Below are 23,569 nucleotides of genomic sequence, written 5' to 3' on the forward strand. Positions count from 1 at the left end.
GAACCGATCTGATCAGGAGGAACGGGAGTCTGACGGGGAAGCGTTGAAGCCGGCGCCCAGCAGGGCCATGGCGTCGATGAGCAGCTGGCGCAGTTCTGCGAGGGAGGCAGGGGAGAGGTCCCGGCCGCGGCGGCCGAACCAAACTTCCAGGGCCGCCTTGCCGCCGGAGATGACGGAGCCCGCAAGGGCGTGGATGTACAGTTCGTCCTGCCCGCCGCGCCGGCCCGCCACCCGCTCGCGGGCGATGGCGAAAACCTGTGCCCTGCAGTGGTCCCAGGCTTCAAGCTCGGTATGCGACATGAGCGGGGTCTGTTGGGTCAGCGTGAACAGCTCGGCAAGGGGTGCGATGGCTTCCGGATCCGCGAGGGCCATCAGCGCGGCCTGGGCTGAATCCAGGACAGCTTCGTCCGCGGGCCGGAGCCTCAGTTGCTGGATGGCGTTGTCCAGGAAAGCATGCGTGATGGAGGCCAGGGCGGCGTCCGTGCTGCTGAAGTAGTTGAAGAACGTGCGCCGCGAGATTCCGGCGGCCTCGGCAATGTCTTCGGCCGTGAAGTTGCCGGGACCGTTGGTCCGCAGAAGGCCAAGCGCGGCGTCGGTGATCGCCTTGCGGGTGGCGGCCTTGTTGAGCTCGCGCCGGGAGGGAGGCGCGGCCGGGTCAGGGGGGACAGGAGAGGCAGTGGTCACGTTCTTACACTATGTGCAACTTTGCACTCCGGGCAACTTATTTTCACAGCAGGAATAAAGGTTGCTGACAGCATGCACAGAACCTGGATCGGCGGCGGCAGGCACTGCCCGGAAACCCGGCACGCAGAAACAGGGCTTAACAAAAGGAAGTCCCCGGGATGTTCTTCCCGGGGACTTCCTCCGATCACACTCGGCCCGGCTTAGGCCTTCGCATCCTGCAGTTCGCGGGGTGCGGTGTCCGTGCTGGTTCCGTCAGACGGAGTGCCGGCGGACTGTGCGGCAGCGGCGTCACTGTCATCAACGAACGGGGTGCCGTTGCGCGGCGCGTTGTACAGCGACTCGTCCAGGATGCCCTGGCGCTTGGCCACGATGGTGGGGACCAGCGCCTGGCCTGCCACGTTCACCGCGGTGCGGCCCATGTCCAGGATGGGGTCGATGGCCAGCAGGAGGCCGACGCCGGCCAGCGGCAGTCCCAGCGTGGAAAGGGTCAGCGTCAGCATCACCACCGCACCGGTGGTTCCGGCGGTGGCGGCCGAGCCCAGGACGGAAACCAGGGCGATCAGCAGGTACTGGCTGAAATCGAGCTGGATGCCGAAGAACTGTGCCACGAAGATGGCGGCGATGGCCGGGTAGATGGCTGCGCAGCCGTCCATCTTGGTGGTGGCGCCCAGCGGCACGGCGAAGGAGGCGTAGCCGCGGGGAACGCCTAGGCTGCGTTCGGTGACCCGCTGCGTGAGCGGCAGGGTGCCCACCGAGGAGCGGGACACGAAGGCGAGCTGGACTGCCGGCCAGACGCCCGAGAAGTACTGCTTGATGGAGAGCCCGTGGGTGCGGACCAGGACGGGGTACACCACGAAGAGCACCAGGGCCAGGCCCAGGTAGATGGCCGCCGTGAACTTGCCCAGCGAGCCGATGGTGTCCCAGCCGTAAACGGCCACCGCGTTGCCGATGAGCCCGACGGTGCCCAGGGGAGCGATGCGGATGATCCACCACAGCACCTTCTGGATGACGGCCAGGGCCGAGGCGTTCAGGTTCAGGAAAGGTTCTGCCGCCTTGCCCACCTTCAGCGCGGCCACGCCGACGGCGATGGCGATCACCAGGATCTGCAGGACGTTGAAGCTTACGGACGTGGTGACGGCGCCGGATTCAGCCACCGTGGAGGTGGCACCCAGGCCCAGGAAGTTCTTGGGGAACAGCCCGATGAGGAAGGACCACCAGTCACCTGACTTGCCGGAGTACTTCGCCTCCTCGGTGATCCCGGTGTTGGCGCCGGGCTGCAGGAGCACGCCCAGGCCGATGCCGATCAGCACGGCAATCAACGAGGTGATGGCGAACCAGAGCAGGGTGTTCCAGGCGAGCTTCGCAGCGTTGGACAGCTGGCGCAGGTTGGAGATGGAGCTGACAACTGCGGTGAAGATCAGGGGAACGACGGCGGTCTGCAGCAGGGAGACGTAGCTCGAGCCGATGGTCTGCAGCGTGGCGCCGAGGCCGTTGGGAGCAGCCTTGGTGCTGCCGGTGTACTTGGCCAGCAGGCCGAGTCCGAGACCGACGACGAGGGCGGCGATGATCTGGAAGCCGAATGAACCAGCCCACTTGGGGAGCTGGAAGCCGGTCTTTCCTGCGGTATCTGAGGGACGGGTCGATGTGCTCACCCGATTACGCTAGGACCACTCCGCATATCACGCCGAAAGCATGTTGAGAAATATTACGCGCCTTCTTTTGCTCTTCCGTGTCAGGTTCCGCGGAAAACCGGGGAATTCGCCACCCATTGTTACTTATTCCCGGCCGGGGTGTGCTTAATGTCTCCCGAGCAGAGCTCGCCGCAGGGTGTCCAGCCCGACGGAACCTACGTTGAGGGCGCGGGTGTGGAAGTCCTTGAGGTTGAATCCGGGCCGGGCCTCGAGTTCGGCACGGATCTGTTCCCAAAGCCGCTGCCCCACCTTGTAGGAGGGGGCCTGGCCCGGCCAGCCGAGGTACCGTGCGAACTCGAAGTCGAGCTGTCCCTCGCTGATGGCCAGGTTCTGCTTCAGGAATGCGTACCCCTTTTCCGGTGTCCAGGTCCCCGAGCCCCAGCGCGGGGGCACGGCCAGTTCCAGGTGGACGCCGATGTCGAACACCACGCGCGCCGCGCGCATCCGCTGCATGTCCAGCATGCCCATGTGGTCGCCGGGGTCGTTGAGGTAGCCCAGTTCCTGCATCAGCCGTTCCGCATACAGGGCCCATCCTTCGCCATGGCCCGAGGTCCAGCAGATGTTGCGGCGCCATTTGTTCAGCAGTTCACGCCGGTAGGTGGCAGTGGCCACCTGGAGGTGGTGGCCCGGGACGCCTTCGTGGTAGACGGTGGTGGTTTCCGCCCAGGTGGTGAAGGAGTCCTCGCCGGCCGGCACGGACCACCACATCCGGCCGGGCCTGCTGAAGTCATCGGAAGGGCCCGTGTAGTAGATGCCACCCTCGTCCGTGGGTGCGATCAGGCACTCCAGCTTCTTCATGACGTCCGGAATGTCAAAGTGCACGCCGGCGAGTTCGGCCACGGCCTTGTCCGAAAGTTCCTGCATCCATTCCCGCAGCGCCTCGGTGCCTTTGAGCCGGCGGGCAGGGTCGCTGTTGAGGATCTCCTTCGCCTCGGCAATGCCCGCACCCGGCTTGATGGCGGCGGCCACTTCCTCCTGCTCGGCGATGATGCGGTCCAGCTCCTGAACGCCCCAGGCATACGTTTCGTCCAGGTCCACGACGGCGCCGAGGAAAGCCCGGGAGGCGAGGGCGTAGCGTGCCCGGCCCACGGCGTCTTTTGCCGGGGCGGCAGGAAGCAGTTCGTCGCGGAGGAATTCGGCGAGCCGGGTGTAGGCACCGCGGGCGGCGACCGAACCGGCGTCGAGCTTTTGCTGCACGTCCGCCCCCAGCGGCCCTTCGACCGTGGCAGCACCGGCGGCAAGCTTGGCGAAGAAGCCGTCAGCAGCCGCGTACCTGGTGGCCTGGTCAATGACGATCTTCACCTGGCGGGCGGCGGCGACCCGGCCTGCGTCGCGGGCGGACCGCAGGGATTCGATGTAGCCGGCGATGGCGCCGGGCACGTTGTGCGCGCGGCCGGCGATGTTCGCCCAGTCCTGTTCGGTGGCGGTGGGCATCAGGTCGAAAATCGACCGGATGTCCTGTGCGGGCGAGGCGATGTTGTTGAGGTCGGCGTAGTCCCAGCCGGAGGCGTGGATCAGCAGCTGCAGGCCGAGCCGCTCCTGCATGGCATCCAGCGTGACGGTGTCCACCTCGTCCCGGGGCTCCAGGCCTTCCAGGTCGGACAGGGCCTTCCGCGCGGCCTCGGCGAACCCCGCGATGCCTGCGGGGGAGAAGTCCTGGAATTCGGTCTCGTGTCCCGGCACGCCCAGTGTTGTGGCCAGCGACGGGTTCAGGCTGACGAGCGTGTCGGTGTACGCGTCCGCCACGGCGTCAATGCGGGTGTGAGGGCGGGCGGCAGGAGCGGTCTCGGTAGTCACCTCCCGAGACTAACGGGGGTCCGGAGGTAAGCAAAGCACCCGGGTGGCTTTGCGGTGGGCCGGTCAGCCCCGGCTGCGCTTCCAGGCGCCAGGTCCCGGTGTGGGGGCGAGCCGCAGCTGCTGCCGCCGCACCCAGTGGCGGACGGTGGGCGTGCGCGCCGGAGCACGTGCCGAACCGCCCAGGGAGAGTACGACGGCGGTCAGCGCCGCCAGTTCCTCGGCGTCCGGCTGCCCCTTGACCACCGAGAACAGGGGCGCCGCAGTTTCAGGGGTTTCCCTCCCCAGCCGCTCCCTAACCTCGCGGGCTCGGTCAGGGAACCCGGCGGCGGTGGGCCCAGGCTCAGCCAACGGCTGCTCTTCGATGCTCACAGCGGGATGTTCCCATGCTTCTTGGCGGGGAGGCTGGCGCGTTTGTCACGCAGCGCGCGGAGCCCCTTGATAATTTGCACCCGCGTATCGGAGGGTGCGATGACGGCGTCGACGTAGCCGAGCTCGGCCGCCTGGTAGGGATTGAGGAGTTCCTCCTCGTACTGCCGGATGACCTCGGCGCGCCGCGCCTCCACGTCTCCGCCGGCCTCCGCAACCGCGGTGAGGTCGCGGCGGTAAAGGATATTGACGGCGCCCTGCGCGCCCATGACACCAATCTGGGCGGTAGGCCAGGCAAGGTTCAGGTCGGCGCCGAGCTTCTTGGAGCCCATCACGATGTAGGCGCCGCCGTAGGCCTTGCGGGTGATGATGGTGAGCTTGGGAACGGTGGCCTCGGCATAGGCGTACAGCAGTTTGGCGCCGCGCCGGATGATGCCCTGGAACTCCTGGTCCTTGCCGGGGAGGAAGCCCGGCACGTCCACGAGGGTGATGATGGGGATGTTGAAGGCGTCGCAGTGGCGGACGAAGCGGGCCGCCTTCTCCGAGGCAGCGATGTCCAGGGTTCCGGCGAACTGCAGCGGCTGGTTGGCTACGATGCCCACCGTGTGGCCTTCCACGCGGCCGTAGCCGATCATGACGTTGGGTGCGTAGAGGGCCTGCATTTCCAGGAAGTGGCCGTCATCCACGATCTGCTCGACCACCACGCGCATGTCGTAGGGCTGGTTGGCCGAATCCGGGACCAGCGTGTCCAGGGCGAGGTCGTCGTCGTCGATCTCCAGTTCCTGCTGGTGGTCCACCACCGGGGCCTCGGAGAGGTTGTTGGAGGGGAGGAAGTCCAGGAGTTCACGGACGAACTCGATTGCATCGCCTTCGTCCGGGGCCAGGTAGGTGGAGGTACCGGTGGTGGCGTTGTGCTGGCGGGCGCCGCCCAGGGTCTCCATGTCCACGTCCTCGCCCGTGACGGTCTTGATGACGTCGGGGCCGGTAATGAACATGTGCGAGGTCTTGTCCACCATCACCACGTAGTCGGTGAGGGCGGGGGAGTAGGCCGCTCCGCCGGCGGACGGGCCCATGATCATGGAAATCTGCGGGACAACACCCGAGGCGTGGACGTTGTTGCGGAAGATGTCCGCGAACATGGCCAGCGAAGCGACGCCTTCCTGGATGCGGGCGCCGCCGCCGTCCAGGATGCCCACCACGGGGCAGCCGTTCCGCAGGGCGAACTCCTGCACCTTGACGATCTTTTCGCCGTTGACCTGGCTCAGGGAACCGCCGTAGACGGAGAAATCCTGGCTGTATACGGCCACGAGGCGGCCGTCCACCGTCCCGTAGCCGGACACCAGGCCGTCGCCCAGGGGCTTTTTCTTCTCCATGCCGAATGCTGTGGAGCGGTGCACTGCCAGTGCGTCGAACTCCACGAACGAGTCCTCGTCCAGCAGCAGGCCAATGCGTTCGCGGGCCGTGTTCTTGCCGCGTGCGTGCTGCTTTTCGATGGCTTCGGGGCCGGAGGGCTGCTCGGCACGGGCCTGCCGGTCGCGGAAATCGGCAATCTTTCCCGCTGTCGTGGTCAGATCGTGGCTCATCAGGTATCTCCGGCTCTGTTGCAGATTGTGTTTCGTGGCGCTCTGGTTGCTGGCGGGTTACGCCGGGGCGGAGCTTAAGTAGCATCCACACAAAGGTCGAACCCTGCAGGCAAGTCTAGTAACGCTTTGGGCGCCCGCAGCTGTAGGGAACCTACAATTTTCTGCCGTGCCTCCAGCCGCACCACTATGTTACTCGCCGGTAACTTTACTGGGTTACAGTAGGCAGATGACTTCGAGCAATGACGCTGCGCAGACCACCGGAAGCCCCTACCGCGCTTCGGGTTCGCTTTCCGGACAGACCCTCCTCATCTCCGGCGGAAGCCGCGGCATCGGCCTGGCCATCGCCCTCCGCGCCGCCAGGGACGGCGCCAATATCGTCCTGATGGCAAAGACGGGGGAGCCGCACCCCAAGCTCGCCGGCACGGTCCACACAGCGGCCGGGGAATTGGAGGAAGCCGGCGGCCAGGCCCTGCCCCTCGTGGGCGACGTGCGCCGCGACGAGGACGTCGCGCGCGCGGTTGAAGCCGCGGTTGAGCGGTTTGGTGGTATCGACGTCGTTATTAACAACGCCTCGGCCATCGACCTTTCGCGGACCGGTGACGTGGACATGAAGAAGTACGATCTCATGCAGGACATCAATGTCCGCGGCACGTTCCTGCTCTCCAAGCTCGCGCTGCCCGCGCTGCGCGCGTCCGGGCAGGGCCAGATCCTCACCCTTTCGCCGCCCCTGAACCTCGACCCCTTCTGGGCGGGCAAACACCTGGCCTACACCATGGCCAAGTACGGCATGAGCCTCACCACCCTGGGGCTTGCGGAAGAGCTGAAGGCCGACGGGATCAGGGTGAACTCGCTCTGGCCCTGCACGCTCATAGACACAGCCGCCATCCGGAACATGCCCCACGGCGACGTGATGGTCCGGGCCGCCCGGGGACCGGCCATCATGGCCGACGCCGCCCATGCTGTCCTTACCGGCAGCAACCTGGGCGCGGGCGGCATGACGAGCGGCAACTTTTACACGGATGAAGAGGTCCTGGCGGCCGCGGGGGTCGGTGATTTCAGTGCGTACAGCCTCGGGGCGCCCGAAGACCAGCTGGTTCCGGACATCTTCCTCTAACAGCCGCATTGTCTACCGGACGTGGCACGCGCCGCGTCCGGTTTGGGCGGCCGCTCCTCCCGGGCGCGTTTGGCTCGCTAGGATTTAGGCATGGATGACGCGCATAACCCGGGCACCCCCCTCAACCGCTGGGACCTGGATGACCAGCGCTTCCTGTCCGCCGCCGGGATTCCCCGGATGGAGGTGGTTGACTCCACGGGATCCACCAACGCGGATCTCCTCCGCGCAGTCACTGTCGAACCCCAGGCGTGGCCGGATATGTCCGTCCTGACCGCGGAATACCAGACAGCAGCCAGGGGGCGCCTTGACCGGCACTGGGAAGCGCCGCCGCTGAGTTCCATCTCCGTGTCGGTGGTCCTGCGGCCCGTCAACGCCGACGGCAGGCCGCTGCCCACCCACAGCTATTCCTGGCTCTCGCTGATCGCCGCGCTGGCCCTGCGGGAGACCCTCCTGGAAACCGCCGGCCTTCCCGCAGAACTCAAGTGGCCCAACGACGTCCTGGTCCGCGGCCGGAAGATTGCCGGCATCCTGGCCCAGCTTGGCCCCATGGGGGACGGGACCGTGCCGCCGGTCATCCTCGGGACGGGCCTGAACGTCACCCTGCGTGAGGGCGAGCTGCCCGTTCCAACTGCCACTTCCGTTGCCCTGGAAGGTGCCCGCACCACCGACAGGACGCTGCTCCTGAAAAGCTACCTGTCGCATTTCGCCGTTCTTTACCGCAGTTTCTGCAACGCCGACGGCGATCCCGCGGCGGGGATGGCCGGCGGGCCGTCCCTGCACAAGCGCGTGGAAGCCGTGATGGCCACCCTGGGCAAGCAGGTCAGGGCGCAACTGCCCGGTGACCACGAGATCATTGGGCATGCCTCGCGGCTGGACGACTATGGCTCGTTGCTGGTGGTGGATAAGGATTCCCGGGAGCACGTGGTGACCGCCGGGGACGTGGTGCACCTGCGCCCCTGGACGTCCCCTGACGACGCCGGCCAAGGCGGCTATGCGTAAAGACCTCGCGCCGGGCGAACAGGTGATTGTCACTACACGCCCGCAGCCGAGGAAGCTGGCAGGAGCCGCCCTCGCCTTTGTGGTGTCACCCGCGCTTGCCGCCTTCGCCTCCGCCTGGATCGTCCGGGGCGAGGCCCGCCGTTATGTGCCCTTCCTCACTCCCCAGTGGACCCCCTGGCTGGTGGCTGCCTGCGCCGGTGCCGTGGCCTGGGTGTGGCTGGGCTATTGCCTGCCCCGCCTGCTGCGTTGGCACAGCACGCGCTACACCCTGACCAGCCGCAGGATGGTGGCAAGGTACGGCCGGCTCAAACGGCGGGACCAGCAGGTGGACCTGGCCTGGATCCGCAACCTGACTGTCCACGAAACGGTGCTGCAACGCCTCCTGCGCTCAGGGAATATATCCTTGGAAACCGGGTACCAGGGCGTGGTCATATTTCAGGACGTGCCGGAGGTGGCCCGGTTCAGGGAATTCATCCTCGATGCCATCGGGGAATTGCCGGACGAAGGTGATGCCCAGCCGGGCGGCGCAACGCACTACCCCGCCGAAGCTTTGCCGTGGGACATGAGAGAAGGTGGACGGGATGACCGATGAGGACCAGCAGGAACGCGTCGACCCCGTAGCGCCGCCGCCCGCCACGGACCCTAACCCGGCCACCGGCACCATGTCCGCGGAGCGGCTGGCCATGAAGGCTCTGGAAGCCCGGCTCCTGGGCGGGGAACGCAAGCTCCGCCGTCGTGAAGTGGCTGCCGGGGCCGGACTGTCCCTGCTGTCCGCACGCAAGCTTTGGCGCGCCCTCGGCTTCCCGAACTTCGGCGACGAGGACGTCGCCTTCACCGAACGGGACCAGGCCGCCCTGTCCACCGTGGTGGACCTGGTCCGCACCGGAAAGCTCACCGAGGAAGCCGCCATTTCCGTCACCCGGGCCATCGGCCAGATGACGGACCGGATGGTGGTGTGGCAGATCGAGGCCCTCGTGGAGGACATGGTCCACGAACAGGGCGTCACCGACGCCGTGGCACGTAAACGCCTGGTTAACGAACTTCCCACCCTGGTGGACGCGCTTGAGGAAGTGCTGGTCTACTCCTGGCGGCGCCAGCTCAACGCCGGCGTGCAGCGGCTCGCCGTGCGCGCCGAGGCCGGCCTGCAGGCCAGCGAAGAGGGCCGGGAGGGTGACGAGGATGACGCGCCGCTGCCGCTGGCCCGCGCCGTGGGCTTCGCCGACCTGGTGTCCTATACCAGCCTGTCCCGCCGCATGAACGAGAAAACGCTGGCGCGGTTGGTCCAGCGGTTTGAAAACAAGTGCGCCGAGATCATCTCCGTGGGCGGCGGCCGGCTGGTGAAGACCGTGGGGGACGAAGTCCTCTACATCGCGGAAACCCCTGCTGCCGGCGCCGAGATTTCGCTGGCCCTCGCCCAGGCCTTCACGGAAGACGAAATCCTTCCCGAGGCCCGGGTTGCGATGGTCTGGGGACGGATCCTGTCCCGGCTTGGGGACATCTATGGGCCCACCGTCAACCTCGCCGCGCGCCTGACCACGCTGGCCGATCCGGGCACGGTGCTGGTGGACTCCATGACCGCCTCTGCGCTGGAGCATGACGAGCGTTTCGTGATGGTTCCCCAGCCGCCGGAGAACGTTCGCGGCTTCGGCGAAATCCGGCCGGTGCGCCTCACCCGCGGGCTGGGCAAGGGGCTGGTGCTCGACTGACTGCCGGGTTCACCGGGAGTTTATCCATTTGTTGGCCTTAGGGGCTATATTGGTGGTGCCCTGCTGCCGCATAGCCGGAAGCCGACGGGCGCTGGACTCAACCTGGGGGAAGTCTTTCCATGAAATTCCGCGGACACGCGCGCGCCAAAACTGCGCCCTCCGCCGTGCCCTTCAGCAGCCGCCTGATCCGTTCCCGCCTCGTTACCGGCACCGTCTTCAGCCTCGTCCTCACCCTCCTGGTCGTAGGGGCTGTCCTCTATCCGGGGTTTAAGACCACTGAGGTGGAGTTGAATGACGGTGGTGTGTGGGTGGTGTCGAAGTCGAAGAACGCGGTGGGGCGGTTGAATTATCCGTCGCGGGTTTTGGATGGTGCGGTGACGCCGGCGTCGACGACGTTTGACATTCTTCAGGATGCGGGGGATGTGTTTGTTGATGATGAGTCTGGTTCGACGTTGAACCAGGTTTCGCCGGCGAACATGCGCCTGGGTGGGGATAAGCAGTTGCCGGGGGCTGCGGATGTGAGTTTTGGTTCCGAGGTTATTTCGGTGACGGATGCGGCGTCGGGCAAGGTGTGGGCGGTGTCGCCGTCCACGATTAATGGTTTTGATGAGGAAGCGTCCGAGCCGGTTTTGGTGGGTTCGGAGGGCACGGTGTCCGCGGTGGGTGCCGATGACCGGATTTATTCGGCGGACCCGGAGGCCGGGACGGTGACGGTGACCGGGGTGGACGCGAACGGGGTTGTGACGTCTTCGGAGTCCGAGACGTGGGGTGCGTTGAAGGGTGCGGGGGATCTGCAGATCACGGTGGTGGGGGACCGGCCGGTGGTGTTGGATGCGGCGGCGGGGAGCCTGTTTTTGCCGGGTGGTAAGCGGTTGCAGTTGGAGAACGCGCGGGATGCGAAGTTGCAGCAGGCGGGTCCGGGCAGTGATTTTGTTGCTGTTGCCACGCCGAAGGCGTTGTTGAAGCAGCCGTTGGATGGCGGGACCGCGAAGACGGTGGGGTTCGGTGGTGAGGGTGTTCCGGCTGCCCCGGTGCAGTTGGGCGGGTGCGTGCATGCGGCGTGGTCGGGGGCGAACAAGTATGTCCGTGACTGTGTCAATGATGGTGATGACAAGAATGTGGATGTGCCCAGGGCGAGTGCGTCGCCGTCGTATGTGTTCCGGGTGAACCGGGACCTGGTGGTCCTCAATGACGTGAACTCCGGCAATGTGTGGCTGGTCAACCAGAACATGCAGCTGGTCAACAACTGGGACGACGTCATCCCGCCCAAGGAAACGTCTGACGACGCCGACAAGGACTCAGCCGACGAGGTCCAGCAAACCGTCCTTCCCGACCGCACCAAACCCAACAGCCCGCCCACGGCCAAGCCTGACTCCTTCGGTGTCAGGGCCGGCAAAACAACCATCCTGCCGGTCCTGGACAACGATTCGGACCCCGACGGCGACATCCTCACCCTCCGCCCGCCGGCCGAGGTGAAATCGGGAACCCTGTCCGGCATCTATGGCGATACCGGATTCCAGATCTCCGTACCCGCCGACAAGACGGGCGCCGACTCCTTCCAGTACACCGTGGACGACGGCCGCGGGCTGTCCGCCACTGCCGACGTGCAGCTGCGCGTGGTGCCCGCGGGCGAAAATTCGGCACCTCAGCAGAAACCGAACCGCGAGACCACCCTGGTGCTCCAGCAGGGCAGGACCCTTACCCAAAACATCCTGACCAACTGGATCGACCCCGACGGCGACGACCTCTTCGCGGAAGCCGTGTCCAGCCCCGACCCGCTGGACCAGGTACGGATTAGGCCGGACGGCCAGCTCACCTTCCAGGACTCCGGCACGGCGCCCGGCCGCAAGACCCTTACCGTCCGGATCTCCGACGGCACGGCCACCGCCGAGGGACGGATCATCGTTGACGTCCGCCCACCCGGAGCCCTGCCGCCCGTAGCCAACGCCGACCACGTCGTCGCCGTTGCCGGTACTGACACAGTGATCGCTCCCCTGAAGAACGACACCGACCCCCAGGGCGGGTCCCTGCGCCTTGCCCAGGCCGGCACCGATGAGCAGTCAACCGCCACGCTCGGGGCGGACCAGCAAACCTTCACCTTCAACTCCGCGGTCCTGGGCGCACACTACGTCTCTTACCTGGTGACCAACGGCCCCGCCAGCGCCCAGCAGCTGGTTCGCGTCGACGTCGTTCCCGGCAACAATGAGGGCGCGCCCGTAGCTGTGCGCGATATCGCCCTGCTGCCCACCGGCGGGAGCGTGCTGGTGGACGTGCTGGGCAACGATTCCGATCCTTCCGGCGGCGTCCTGGTGGTCCAGTCCGTCACGGCGGATTCGGGCCTTCCCGTTAGCGTTTCGGTCCTGGACCATTCGGTGATCCGCGTGACGGACATCCGTGCCGAGGGCCAGCTCACCCTGAAGTACACCATCTCCAACGGGCGCTCTTCGGCCAGTGGCGAGATCGCCGTCCTGCTGGTCCCTGCGCCGGCCAAACTCCAACCCCCGCAGGCCAAGCCGGACGAAGCCACAGTGCGGGCCGGCGACGTGGTGACCATTCCCGTCCTGGACAACGACACAGACCCCAACGGGGGAGAACTGGCCCTGGTGCCGGAACTGGCCCAGGAACCCGAGGCCGCGGATGGACGGATGTTCGTTTCCGGAGACGCGCTCCGCTTTATCGCGGGTGAAGCGCCCAAGACGGTCTACGCCATCTATAAGGTCCGCAACGATACGGGGCAGGTGGACTCCCAGCAGGTCACCATCCGGATCCAGGCCCGGGACGACGAACACAACTCGCGCCCGGAGCCGAAGAACCTGACGGCCCGCGTCGTGTCCGGGATGTCCGTGAAGATCCCGGTACCGCTGGATGGCATTGATGCCAATGGCGATTCCGTCCAGCTGACCGGCATTGACAAGGCCGCGGCCTTGGGCACTGCCACCGTTAGGGATGGTTACCTTGAGTTCACCGCCGCGGGTGACGCCAAAGGCACCGATACCTTCACGTACCGGGTACGGGACCGGATCGGCGCCGAAAACACGGGAACCGTCATCGTGGGCATCGCGCCCCCGGAGGCGAACAACCAGAACCCCATCGCGGTGGAGGATTTCATCGACGTCAGGCCGGGGCGCAAGGTCGCAGTGGATGTCCTCGCCAACGATTCGGACCCCGACGGCGACCCGATCGCCCTGCGCTCCAACGCGTTCGAGGCACTGCCCGGGCTGCAGGTGGAAGCCACCGAGGACTCCAAGGTGCTTTTCACGGCCCCGCCGGAGGCAGGCAACGCCAGCATCGGCTACGGCATCCAGGACGACAAGAAGGCCGAGGCGGGCGCCGCCGTCCGGATCCGCGTCAGTCCCGACGCCGAGCTGAAGCGGCCCGCAGCGAAGGACGACAGGGTCACCCCGGCCGAAACCCTGGGCAAGACCGCCGTGGATGTGCCGGTGCTGAAGAACGATTCCGATGCCGACGGCGTGGCAGCAGACCTCAAGATCAGCCTTCCCGACGGCAACCCCAATGCCCGGGACGGCGGGTCTGGAAACGTCGTGGTGGCCCTGTCTCCGCAGGACCAGCTCATTCCCTACACTGTCACCGACGTGGACGGCCTCAGTTCAACAGCAATCATGTGGATCCCCGGGCAGGGAGCCCAGTACCCCAGCCTGGCCAAGACTGAGACCGTGGAAGTGATGGCGGGGAAGGAGGTCACCCTCCAGCTCAACGAGTACGTCCGGGTACGGGAAGGAAAGCGGCCCCGCATCACGGTGGCGGATTCCGTGCAGGTCCAGGGGGCTTCACCTGAGAACATCATCGCCGGGGACGGAACTGCGCTCCGCTATGCGGCGAAGCCGGACTACGTTGGTCCTGGCTCGCTGACCTTCGAAGTCACCGACGGCAACGGCCCTGACGATCCCGACGGGCTGAAATCCACCCTGGTGGTCATGACGAAGGTAATCCCGGATCCCAACGCCAACCACGCGCCCACCTTCAGTGGAGCAACCCTGGACGTGCCCAAGGCAGAAACGGCACGGCTGGACCTTGGCCCGCTGGCAACGGACGTTGATGAGCAGGATAAGGGCAACCTGAAATTCGAGCTCGACGGCGGGCTCCCGGCTGGCTTCTCGGCCACAGTTAATGGCTCGGTCCTGGAAGTCCGGGCCGAAACCTCGGTGGCTGCCGGGTTCACCGGCAACATTCCCGTCCGGGTCAGCGATGGCAGGTCCCCGGCCGCCAGAGCGAACATTGCGGCGCGCCACGTCGCCTCCACCCGGCCGATGCCCGTCGCGAACGATGACGCGGTGGAGAAGGCCAATGCCGGCAAGGCTGAAACGGTCAATGTCCTCGGCAACGACGGAAATCCCTTCCCTGACGCGCCACTGAAAATCGTGGCCGCGGGCGTGGAAACCGGGTCCGCCGCGGGCCAGGCAACGTTCGACGGCGACAACGTCACCGTGACGCCGGCCCAGGGCTTCAAGGGCGTGCTGGTGGTCCGCTACACGGTGGTGGACAAGACCGGTGACGTGTCCAGGCAGGCCACCGGCCGCCTCCGCCTCACCGTCCGCGACGTGCCCGACGCGCCGTCGGCGCCCACCGCCACCGACGTCCGCAGCCGGACGGCCGTGCTCAAGTGGGCCCCGCCGTCGGACAATGGCGCCGCCATCACCGGCTACCGGGTTGAATCAAACAGCGGCTTTACACAGTCCTGCCCCACCACCACCTGCACGCTGTCCGGCCTGACAAACGACGTCAAGTACGTCTTCACGGTCATCGCCGAAAATGAGGTGGGCAAGTCCCAGCCGTCCGCAGCCTCGAACGAGATCCGGCCGGATGAGAAGCCCTCGCCCCCGGAAGCGCCCTCCGTGAAGGCCGGCGACGAGGACATGGTCATCACCTGGCCCGCCGCCAGGACCGAAGGCTCCGCGGTCAAGCACTACAACCTGGAGATCTCTCCGCCCCCGGCCAACGGCGTGGCAGTCAGGAACGAAGTGGCAGGCCTGAACTACACCTGGACCGGCCTGACCAACGGCGTGAAGTACCGGGTCCGGGCCCAGGCGGTCAATGAACTCGGTGCCTCTGACTGGGGCATCTACTCTGTGGAGGACAATCCCGCCGGACTTCCCGCTGCACCCGCTGCCCCCACCACGGCAGTGGCCTCCGCAGTGGGCAGCGAAAACCAGATCCGGGTGGACTGGGCTGAACCTGACACCAACGGGGATCCCATCCGGAACTACTACGTCACCATGAGCGGGGGCGGTGCTGCCCCCCAGACCCAGGTGGTGGCAGGAACAACGCGCACCGCCGTATTCCGTGCGCAAAACTCGGAGACGGGCTACACCTTCACGGTCCAGGCGGAAAACAAAGCCGGCAAGGGCGCCGACAGCCCGCCCTCCGCGCCCCGACGGGCCACCGGGAAGCTCGCCCAGGTGACCGGCGTCAGCGCCACGCCCGCGAACACGGAAGGGGCGGGCCGGCACATCACTATCCAGTTCAACCGGCTCACCGACGCCCAGCGCAATGGTTCCCGGGCCGAGGAAGTCAGCTACCGGTACTCCGCCGGCGGACAAAGCGGGCCCATCAGCCCCGGCCAGACCGTGGGCGGCTTCACCAACGGGCAGGCCCTGTCCGTCACCGTCACGGCGGTCTCCACGGTTGCCCCCAGTTCCGACGCCAGTGCGCCCGCCCGGGTGACGCCTTATGGTTCACCCGGCACACCGTCAGCCAGCGGCACCAATGGACGGTTGAACGACCAGACCGTCACGCTCAGCTGGTCCTCACCCTCAACGTCCACCAACGACGTCGCCGAAACCAGGATCCAGATCAGCGGAGGCGGCTGGGAAACGGTAGCGCCATCCGGCAGCCGCACGATCAACACCGGCGGTTGGGAGCAGTCCCGCACCATCACCGTGCAGACCTTCAACTCCCTCGGCACCGGAAGCCCGCAGGTCAGTGCGACCGCCACGTCGGGCAAGAGGGGTGAGTGGACCACCCGGCTCAGCTCGGCGGATCCGAAGTTCGTGAGGGATTGCACCTACACCCTGGGCGGCGCCAACTACCGGCCCGCGCCGTACTACGACTGTGACGGCATCAACGCGCACCAGCCGCCCTGGCTTTATGTCGCCGACCAGCACACCCTGGTGGTCCGCTGCTACATCATCCAAAGCGACCACTGGACCCCCAACCCGATCCGCACCTGGTATCGGATTGAGGCAGGCTCGGCCAGCAACGTGGGGCGCTATGTCAAGGCAGGTTCCACCACCCTCGGCGAACCCGGGAACGTAGGGGTGCCGCCATGCTGACACGCCAAGCTCTTGGAGCGGCAGGCCAGGCGGTGGGGGAGGCCTCCCCATCGCGTCCCGCCAGGCCCTTGGGTAGGCTTTCCCGGGAAACGGGGAGCCCAATACCAGGCTTTCCGCTGTGCAGGCCTGGGGGCCACCGCAACAATCTGAGGAACATAACGCTGTGACAAGTCTGCTGGGGAAACTTGGGCTCAAACGGCGCCACAAGAGAATCGTCAACGGTACCGCTTTTGGTGCCGCCGTGGCTGTCGTGGTGACCGGCGCCGTGCTCTATCCGGGGTTTAAGACCACTGAGGTGGAGTTGAATGACGGTGGTGTGTGGGTGGTGTCGAAGTCGAAGAACGCGGTGGGGCGGTTGAATTATCCGTCGCGGGTTTTGGATGGTGCGGTGACGCCGGCGTCGACGACGTTTGACATTCTTCAGGATGCGGGGGATGTGTTTGTTGATGATGAGTCTGGTTCGACGTTGAACCAGGTTTCGCCGGCGAACATGCGCCTGGGTGGGGATAAGCAGTTGCCGGGGGCTGCGGATGTGAGTTTTGGTTCCGAGGTTATTTCGGTGACGGATGCGGCGTCGGGCAAGGTGTGGGCGGTGTCGCCGTCCACGATTAATGGTTTTGATGAGGAAGCGTCCGAGCCGGTTTTGGTGGGTTCGGAGGGCACGGTGTCCGCGGTGGGTGCCGATGACCGGATTTATTCGGCGGACCCGGAGGCCGGGACGGTGACGGTGACCGGGGTGGACGCGAACGGGGTTGTGACGTCTTCGGAGTCCGAGACGTGGGGTGCGTTGAAGGGTGCGGGGGATCTGCAGATCACGGTGGTGGGGGACCGGCCGGTGGTGTTGGATGCGGCGGCGGGGAGCCTGTTTTTGCCGGGTGGTAAGCGGTTGCAGTTGGAGAACGCGCGGGATGCGAAGTTGCAGCAGGCGGGTCCGGGCAGTGATTTTGTTGCTGTTGCCACGCCGAAGGCGTTGTTGAAGCAGCCGTTGGATGGCGGGACCGCGAAGACGGTGGGGTTCGGTGGTGAGGGTGTTCCGGCTGCCCCGGTGCAGTTGGGCGGGTGCGTGCATGCGGCGTGGTCGGGGGCGAACAAGTATGTCCGTGACTGTGTCAATGATGGTGATGACAAGAATGTGGATGTGCCCAGGGCGAGTGCGTCGCCGTCGTATGTGTTCCGGGTGAACCGGGACCTGGTGGTCCTCAATGACGTGAACTCCGGCAATGTGTGGCTGGTCAACCAGAACATGCAGCTGGTCAACAACTGGGACGACGTCATCCCGCCCAAGAACGAATCCGACGAACAGGACCAGGAGTCCGCGGACAACAACACCATCAACGTCCTGCCGGACCGCACCAAACCGAACCGTCCGCCGGAAACCAAACCAGACGCCGTCGGCGTGCGCCCCGGGCGCACCACCATCCTCAGCGTCCTGGACAACGATTCGGACCCCGACGGCGACGTGCTCACCGCGGCCCTGGCTGACTCAGGCCCGCAGGCGGGCACCCTCGAAAACATCTACGGCGGCACCGCGTTCCAGATATCGGTGCCTGCTGACGCCAAGCCGGGTACTGAGACGTTCAACTACAACGCCTCCGATGGACGCGGCCTCTCCGCCGGCGGCCAGGTCACGCTGAACGTGGTAGGCGCGGACGAGAACAAGCCTCCGCAGTTCAAACGCGGGGACGACACCACCATGCTGGTTGAACAGGGCAAGACCGTCAGCCAGAACATCCTCACGGACTGGCTCGACCCCGACGGCGACGACCTGGTCCTCCTGGACGCCAGGGCGGACAATGACCAGGACCAGGTCAAAGTCCGCCGCGACGGCCTGCTCACGTTCCAGGACTCGGGTGCCACAGCCGGCAAGAAGACGGTGGAGGTCACCATCTGGGACGGCCGTGCGACGGTGACCGGCAAAGTCATCATCAACGTGCAGCCGCCGGGCGCCCTGGCCCCGGTGGTCAACGCAGACTACGTCACGGCAGTAGTCGGACAGGACCTGGTGGTTTCCCCGCTGAAGAACGACGTCGACCCCAACGGCGGCGCCCTCCGGCTCGCCCAGGTTGAGGCAAACGGCCCGGCGGACCTGGGACCCGTCACCGACGGCGGCACCTTCACTTTCCGCAGCACCACACCCGGGCCCGTCTACCTGACCTACATCGCCAGCAACGGGCCGCAGAGCAGCCAGGGGCTGATCCGCGTGGACGTGGAATCCGGGGACGAGGCCGGCAACCCGGTTGCAGTCCACGACGTCGCCCTGATGCCCACCGGCGGCAGCGTGCTGCTGGACCCGCTCGCCAACGACTCCGATCCCTCCGGCGGCGTCCTGGTGCTGCAGTCGGTGAAGCTGCCCGAAAACTCCACAGCGTCGGTCAGCGTGATCAACCACAGCGTCCTGCGCATCACGGACATCCTGGGGACCAAGGACCCGATTCTCTTCGAATACACCATGTCCAACGGCAAGAAGTCCGCCACAGGCAGTGTGTCCGTGGTCCCCGTCCCGGCCCCGGCCGTCGTGGAGGCTCCGCAGCCCAAGCCGGACGAAGTTAACGTCCGGGTCAACGACGTCGTCACCATCCCGGTGCTCGAAAATGACACCCACCCGCAAGGCCAGGAACTCACTGTAGACCCGGTCCTGCCGCAGGGCGTGGATCCCCTCGACGGTAAGAGCTTCGTCTCGGAAAACACCCTCCGCTTCATCGCCGGCAGCCAGCCCAAGACAGTCCGTGCCATCTACAACGCCGTGGACCCGCAGGGCCAGAAGAGCGCCGCCGCGGTCACCGTCCACATCCTTCCGCTGGAAGGTGCTGAAAACACCCGGCCCCAGCCGCGCAACCTCACCGCCCGCGTGGTGGCATCCGGTACCGTGCGCATCCCCGTCCCCTTGGACGGCATCGATCCCGACGGCGACTCCGTCCAGCTCACGGGCATCGACAGCACGCCTGCCATGGGCACCGCCACGGTGGGCAGCAACTTCATTGATTTCACGGCAGCCGGTGACGGCGCCGGAACCGACACCTTCCGGTACAAGGTGGTGGACCGCCAAGGAGCCGTCAACACCGGCACAGTCACGGTTGGCATCGCCCCCCGTGGCGAGGTCAACCAGAAACCCACCCCCGTGGACGACGAGGTGCGCGTCCGCCCCGGCCGGCAGATCGCCGTCGACGCCACCGGCAACGACACCGACCCCGACGGCGACCTGATCCGCATCCTCATTGACGGCATCGGGGCGGACCCGGCCCTGCAGGCCAGCGTCAGCAAGGCCAGCGGCCGGATCCTGCTCATGGCCCCGGGCGAGGCCGGAACGGTTAACGTCCGCTACACCATCGCCGACGACAGGGACGCCTCCGCCCAGGCCACCATCCGCGTGGTGGTGGATCCCGAAGTGCCGCTCAAGGCCCCCATCGCCCGCGACGACCGCGTAACCTCCGCCCAGACCATGGGGAAGACCGCCGTCGACGTTCCCGTCCTGAAGAACGACGAAGACCCTGACGGCGTCGGTGAAAACCTCAAAGTCAGCACCGAAGCCACCACCGCCCGGCCGGGCGCTGACGGCAACATGGTTGTGGACCTGACGGAACAGCCGCAGCTCATCCCCTACACGGTTGAGGACGTGGACGGCCAGCAGTCCACAGCCGTCATCTGGGTCCCCGGCCTCGGCCAGCAGGTGCCTACCCTGGCCAAGGACGAAGTCCTGGAGGTCATCGCCGGCCAGTCCGTGGACGTCGACCTGGACGAATGGGTGAAGGTCCGGGAGGGCCGCTCACCCCGCCTGACCCAGGCCGACAGGATCAAGCTGATCGGCTCCGACGGCAGCAACCCCATGATCGGCGACGGCGACGGGCTGAAGTACACGGCCGGAACCGACTACATTGGCCCGGGTTCCCTGACCTTCGAAGTAACCGACGGGTCAGGGCCGGACGATCCTGCGGGCTTGAAGTCCACCCTCAGCATCCGCACCAAGGTGCTGCCCGACCCCAACCGCAACAACCCGCCCGAGCTTCTCGGCGCTTCCCTGGACGTTCCCAAGGGTGACTCCGCCAGCGCCGACCTGGGCAAGCTGACCTCGGATCCCGACCGGGACGACGTCGAGAAGATGAAGTATGAGCTGGTGGGCGGAGCTCCCGCGGGCTTCAGTGCCAGCATCGAGGGCCGGACATTGAAGGTGTCCGCAGCCGATTCCAGCGGCACCGGCACCAGCGGCGCCCTGCAGGTCAAGGCAAGGGACCCCCGCGGCCTGGAAGCAACGGCCACGTACCAGCTCGCGGTCACGGCCTCCAACCGGCCCAAGCCGGTGGCCAACGACGACCTGGAGCCGAACGCGGCAGCAGGGAAGCCGGTCAAGGTCAACGTGCTCGCGAACGATGCCAATCCGTTCCCGGAAACGCCGCTGAAGATCATCGCCGCCGGCACGGAAACCGGCAGCGGCAACGTGGACGTCGACGGCGACTCCGTGGTGGTGACCCCCGCCCCGGGCTTCACCGGAACCATGGTGGTCTCCTACACGGTCGCGGACAAGACGGGGGACACGTCCCGGCAGGCAACTGCCCGGGTCAGGCTCACGGTGAAGGACAAACCGCAGGCCCCCTCCACGCCGCAGGCACAAAGCGTGGGGGACCAGACCGCTCTCCTGACCTGGACGGCGCCTGCAGACCGCGGTTCGGCTATCACCAGGTACACGGTCTACGGCGAGGGCGGCTTCCAGCAGGACTGCCCCGCCAACACCTGCACGCTCAACGGACTGACCAACAACACGAAGTACCACTTCCAGGTCACGGCCACGAACGAGTTCGGCGAGTCGGACCGCTCTCCGGCCTCCGCGGAAGTACGCCCGGACGTCAAGCCCGATACTCCGCTCGCGCCGCAGCTGAAGTTTGGCGACAGGGAACTGGCCATCAACTGGACGGTGCCCGCCAGCAAAGGCTCCCCGGTCAAGTCCTATGACCTGGAGATATCACCGCCGCCCGCCGGCCAGAACGCCCAGGTCCAGAACCTGACCGCCGTGAGCTACGTGTGGAAGGGCCTGCAGAACGGCGTTTCCTACAAGGTCCGGGTCCTGGCCCGCAACGACGCCAAGGAACCATCAGAATGGAGCCCCTATTCGGCAGCAGAGGTGCCGGCGGGAGTGCCGGCCACGCCGGCGGCACCCACCGCCGTGCAGGTTCAGCCGGTGGGCAGCCAAAGCCAAATGAGGGTTTCCTGGACGGCACCCAACAACAATGGTGACGCGGTCAGCGCGTACACGCTGACCACCCTCCGCGGCGGTGCCGTGGTAGCCACCCAGCAGGTGGCGGACACCACCCAGAACGTCACGGTGGACAACTCGGAGACCAACTACACCTTCACGGTCTCCGCCACCAACAAAGCCGGGACCAGCGGAACCAGCGCGCCGTCCGCGGCTGTCCGGGCTGCGGGTAAACCCGGCCAGGTTAACGGCGGAACCGTGAAGGCCACGGGTACCAGCGGACAGCTGGAGGTATCCTTCACTCCTCTGACGGATGCCCAGCGCAACGGTTCCACCGCAGCTGAAATCACGTACTCCTACAACGCCGACGGCCGGAGCGGACCGATCAATGCCGGGGGAGGAACCATCGGCAGCCTGACCAACGGCAGGGACATCACGGTCACCATCATCGCCACGTCCACCAAGAACAGTATGTCCGGTGACGCGAAGGCCATTGGTACCGGCAACCCCTACGGACCGGCGAACGCCCCCAACATCGACGGCGGCACGTCGGCCAAGGGCGACGGCGACGTCCACTGGACCTGGAACAACCCCAATACCAACGGCCGGCCGCTGAGCCACTACGAGGTCAGCTACGAGGGCGGCGGCTGGATCAACGTGGGCAAGGTGAACCGCTACGACCGTTCAGCCGGCGGCTGGGACCAGGCCCGCCAGCTCCGCGTGCGCGCGGTGACCATTGTGAACGGTGCCATTGGCGGACCGGTGACATCCAGGTCCGGCGCCGACCCCACCCCTCCGCCGCCCACGTCGTGGAACATCACGGCGACACCAGTCCGCAGCTGCACCGAACCGCGCAAGGGAACCGACAGCTACGTGGCCGGAAACCCGTCCCAGTGCAACGGCGAAGGCAAATGGCTGGACGCCGGCGCCGCCGTGCAGACTGACCGCTACCAGGTCTGGTACAAGACCTCGAACAATCCCAGTGGCATCTGGTACCACCTGACCTCCGGGATGGCGGCCGGCAACTGGATCCGCTGCGATACCTCCAGCCTTGGCTGCAACCCGCCGGCCGGGATGCCCAACCGCTAGGCGCGCGCCACCACCACAGCAGCGGAGCCGGTCCGGCCCCGCAAAGACCTTGATCCAGGAAGAGGAAGAGCTACCCATGACCATGACCACCGAGCAGGCCGCCTGGTTTGCCGACACGTTTGAAAAACTCGTTGCCAATGTGGGCCAGGCCGTCCTCGGCAAGGAGCACGTCATCAGGCTGACCTTCACGGCGATGCTCGCCGAGGGGCACGTCCTGTTCGAGGACGCCCCCGGCACGGGCAAGACCTCCCTGGCCCGCGCCCTCGCCGCCACTGTGCAGGGCTCAAACAACCGCATCCAGTTCACCCCCGACCTGCTGCCCTCCGACGTCACCGGCGTGACCATCTACGACCAGAAGACGCAGAAGTTCGAGTTCCACAAGGGCCCGATCTTCAACAACATCGTCCTGGCCGACGAAATCAACCGGGCTTCGCCCAAGACCCAGTCCGCGCTGCTTGAAGTCATGGAGGAATCCCGGGTCACCGTGGACGGCGTCACCTACTCGGCCGGACGGCCGTTCATGGTGATGGCGACGCAGAACCCCATCGAGCAGGCAGGAACCTACCGCCTGCCCGAGGCCCAGCTGGACCGCTTCCTGATCAAGACCTCCATCGGCTACCCGGACCACGCCTCCACCGTGCGCCTGCTGGCCGGATCCAATGTCAAGGACCGGTCCAAGGAACTGCCGGCCGTGATCACCACCCAGGCTGTCGCCGACATGGCAGACCTCGCCGCCACCGCGCACGTGGACACGGCCGTGCTGGAATACATCTCACGACTCTGCGAGGAGACCCGCAGCGCGCCTGAAACCCGGCTGGGTGTCTCAGTGCGCGGTGCGCTCGCCATGGTGCGGGCCGCCAAGGTCTGGGCCGCATCCCAGGGCCGGAACTTCGTGCTTCCGGATGACATCAAGGAACTGGCCCCGGTGGTCTGGACCCACCGTTTCGTCATGGACCCCGAGGCGGAATTCTCCGGCGCGACGGCCGAAGCAGTCCTCACGCGGATCCTCGCAGACGTCGCCGCTCCGCAGCAGCGCACCAACGCCTGACGGCCGCCGCACACCCT

General features: G+C 66.4%; 12 protein-coding genes. 7 read left to right on the forward strand and 5 right to left on the reverse strand.

Features of this window, described 5'->3' with window-relative positions:
* Window positions 1–12 precede the first annotated feature (12 nt).
* From AC5RU7_RS05720 to AC5RU7_RS05740, 5 genes are all read right to left on the reverse strand, one after another.
* Complete coding sequence (locus tag AC5RU7_RS05720; protein ID WP_494051479.1) at window positions 13–684, reverse strand: TetR/AcrR family transcriptional regulator; 672 nt, start codon at window positions 682–684, stop codon at window positions 13–15.
* A gap of 200 nt (window positions 685–884) precedes the next feature.
* Complete coding sequence (locus AC5RU7_RS05725; RefSeq protein WP_494051480.1) at window positions 885–2,336, reverse strand: dicarboxylate/amino acid:cation symporter; 1,452 nt, start codon at window positions 2,334–2,336, stop codon at window positions 885–887.
* Window positions 2,337–2,480: 144 nt separating this feature from the next.
* On the reverse strand, window positions 2,481–4,172 hold the full coding sequence (locus tag AC5RU7_RS05730) for a DUF885 domain-containing protein (protein WP_494051481.1): 1,692 nt from the start codon (window positions 4,170–4,172) through the stop codon (window positions 2,481–2,483).
* A gap of 63 nt (window positions 4,173–4,235) precedes the next feature.
* A complete protein-coding gene (locus tag AC5RU7_RS05735; RefSeq protein ID WP_494051615.1) occupies window positions 4,236–4,457 on the reverse strand; it encodes an acyl-CoA carboxylase subunit epsilon in 222 nt (73 codons plus the stop codon).
* 80 nt (window positions 4,458–4,537) lie between these two features.
* Entirely contained in the window at window positions 4,538–6,121 is a 1,584-nt protein-coding gene (locus AC5RU7_RS05740; protein WP_494051482.1) for an acyl-CoA carboxylase subunit beta, read from the reverse strand.
* 226 nt (window positions 6,122–6,347) lie between these two features.
* Here AC5RU7_RS05740 and AC5RU7_RS05745 point away from each other — a divergent pair, with 226 nt between their 5' ends.
* From AC5RU7_RS05745 to AC5RU7_RS05775, 7 genes are all read left to right on the forward strand, one after another.
* Window positions 6,348–7,235 carry an SDR family oxidoreductase gene (locus tag AC5RU7_RS05745; protein WP_494051483.1) on the forward strand — a complete coding sequence of 296 codons (888 nt, stop codon included), beginning with the start codon at window positions 6,348–6,350 and terminating at the stop codon, window positions 7,233–7,235.
* Window positions 7,236–7,325: 90 nt separating this feature from the next.
* Window positions 7,326–8,234: a biotin--[acetyl-CoA-carboxylase] ligase gene (locus AC5RU7_RS05750; protein WP_494051484.1), complete on the forward strand. Its 909-nt coding sequence runs from the start codon at window positions 7,326–7,328 to the stop codon at window positions 8,232–8,234.
* Window positions 8,227–8,826: a PH domain-containing protein gene (locus AC5RU7_RS05755; protein WP_494051485.1), complete on the forward strand. Its 600-nt coding sequence runs from the start codon at window positions 8,227–8,229 to the stop codon at window positions 8,824–8,826. Before AC5RU7_RS05750 ends, AC5RU7_RS05755 begins: the two co-directional genes overlap by 8 nt.
* Window positions 8,816–9,940, forward strand: coding sequence for an adenylate/guanylate cyclase domain-containing protein (locus tag AC5RU7_RS05760; protein ID WP_494010549.1), 1,125 nt, complete (start codon window positions 8,816–8,818; stop codon window positions 9,938–9,940). The genes AC5RU7_RS05755 and AC5RU7_RS05760 overlap by 11 nt, the downstream gene beginning before the upstream one ends.
* Window positions 9,941–10,059: 119 nt before the next feature.
* A complete protein-coding gene (locus AC5RU7_RS05765; protein WP_494051486.1) occupies window positions 10,060–16,230 on the forward strand; it encodes an Ig-like domain-containing protein in 6,171 nt (2,056 codons plus the stop codon).
* A 163-nt stretch (window positions 16,231–16,393) separates the two neighbouring features.
* Window positions 16,394–22,504 carry an Ig-like domain-containing protein gene (locus AC5RU7_RS05770; RefSeq protein ID WP_494051487.1) on the forward strand — a complete coding sequence of 2,037 codons (6,111 nt, stop codon included), beginning with the start codon at window positions 16,394–16,396 and terminating at the stop codon, window positions 22,502–22,504.
* A gap of 76 nt (window positions 22,505–22,580) precedes the next feature.
* Window positions 22,581–23,552, forward strand: a complete 972-nt coding sequence (locus AC5RU7_RS05775; protein ID WP_009356297.1) for an AAA family ATPase — start codon at window positions 22,581–22,583, stop codon at window positions 23,550–23,552.
* Window positions 23,553–23,569 lie beyond the last annotated feature (17 nt).

Source organism: Arthrobacter sp. K410C (assembly GCF_059090105.1).

Excerpts from the sequence above, each read along its gene's own strand:
- AC5RU7_RS05740 (WP_494051482.1), bottom strand. The coding sequence starts at position 6,121 with ATGAGCCACGATCTGACCACGACAGCGGGAAAGATTGCCGATTTCCGC.
- AC5RU7_RS05745 (WP_494051483.1), top strand. The coding sequence starts at position 6,348 with ATGACTTCGAGCAATGACGCTGCGCAGACCACCGGAAGCCCCTACCGC.
- AC5RU7_RS05750 (WP_494051484.1), top strand. The coding sequence starts at position 7,326 with ATGGATGACGCGCATAACCCGGGCACCCCCCTCAACCGCTGGGACCTG.
- AC5RU7_RS05755 (WP_494051485.1), top strand. The coding sequence starts at position 8,227 with ATGCGTAAAGACCTCGCGCCGGGCGAACAGGTGATTGTCACTACACGC.
- AC5RU7_RS05760 (WP_494010549.1), top strand. The coding sequence starts at position 8,816 with ATGACCGATGAGGACCAGCAGGAACGCGTCGACCCCGTAGCGCCGCCG.
- AC5RU7_RS05765 (WP_494051486.1), top strand. The coding sequence starts at position 10,060 with ATGAAATTCCGCGGACACGCGCGCGCCAAAACTGCGCCCTCCGCCGTG.
- AC5RU7_RS05775 (WP_009356297.1), top strand. The coding sequence starts at position 22,581 with ATGACCATGACCACCGAGCAGGCCGCCTGGTTTGCCGACACGTTTGAA.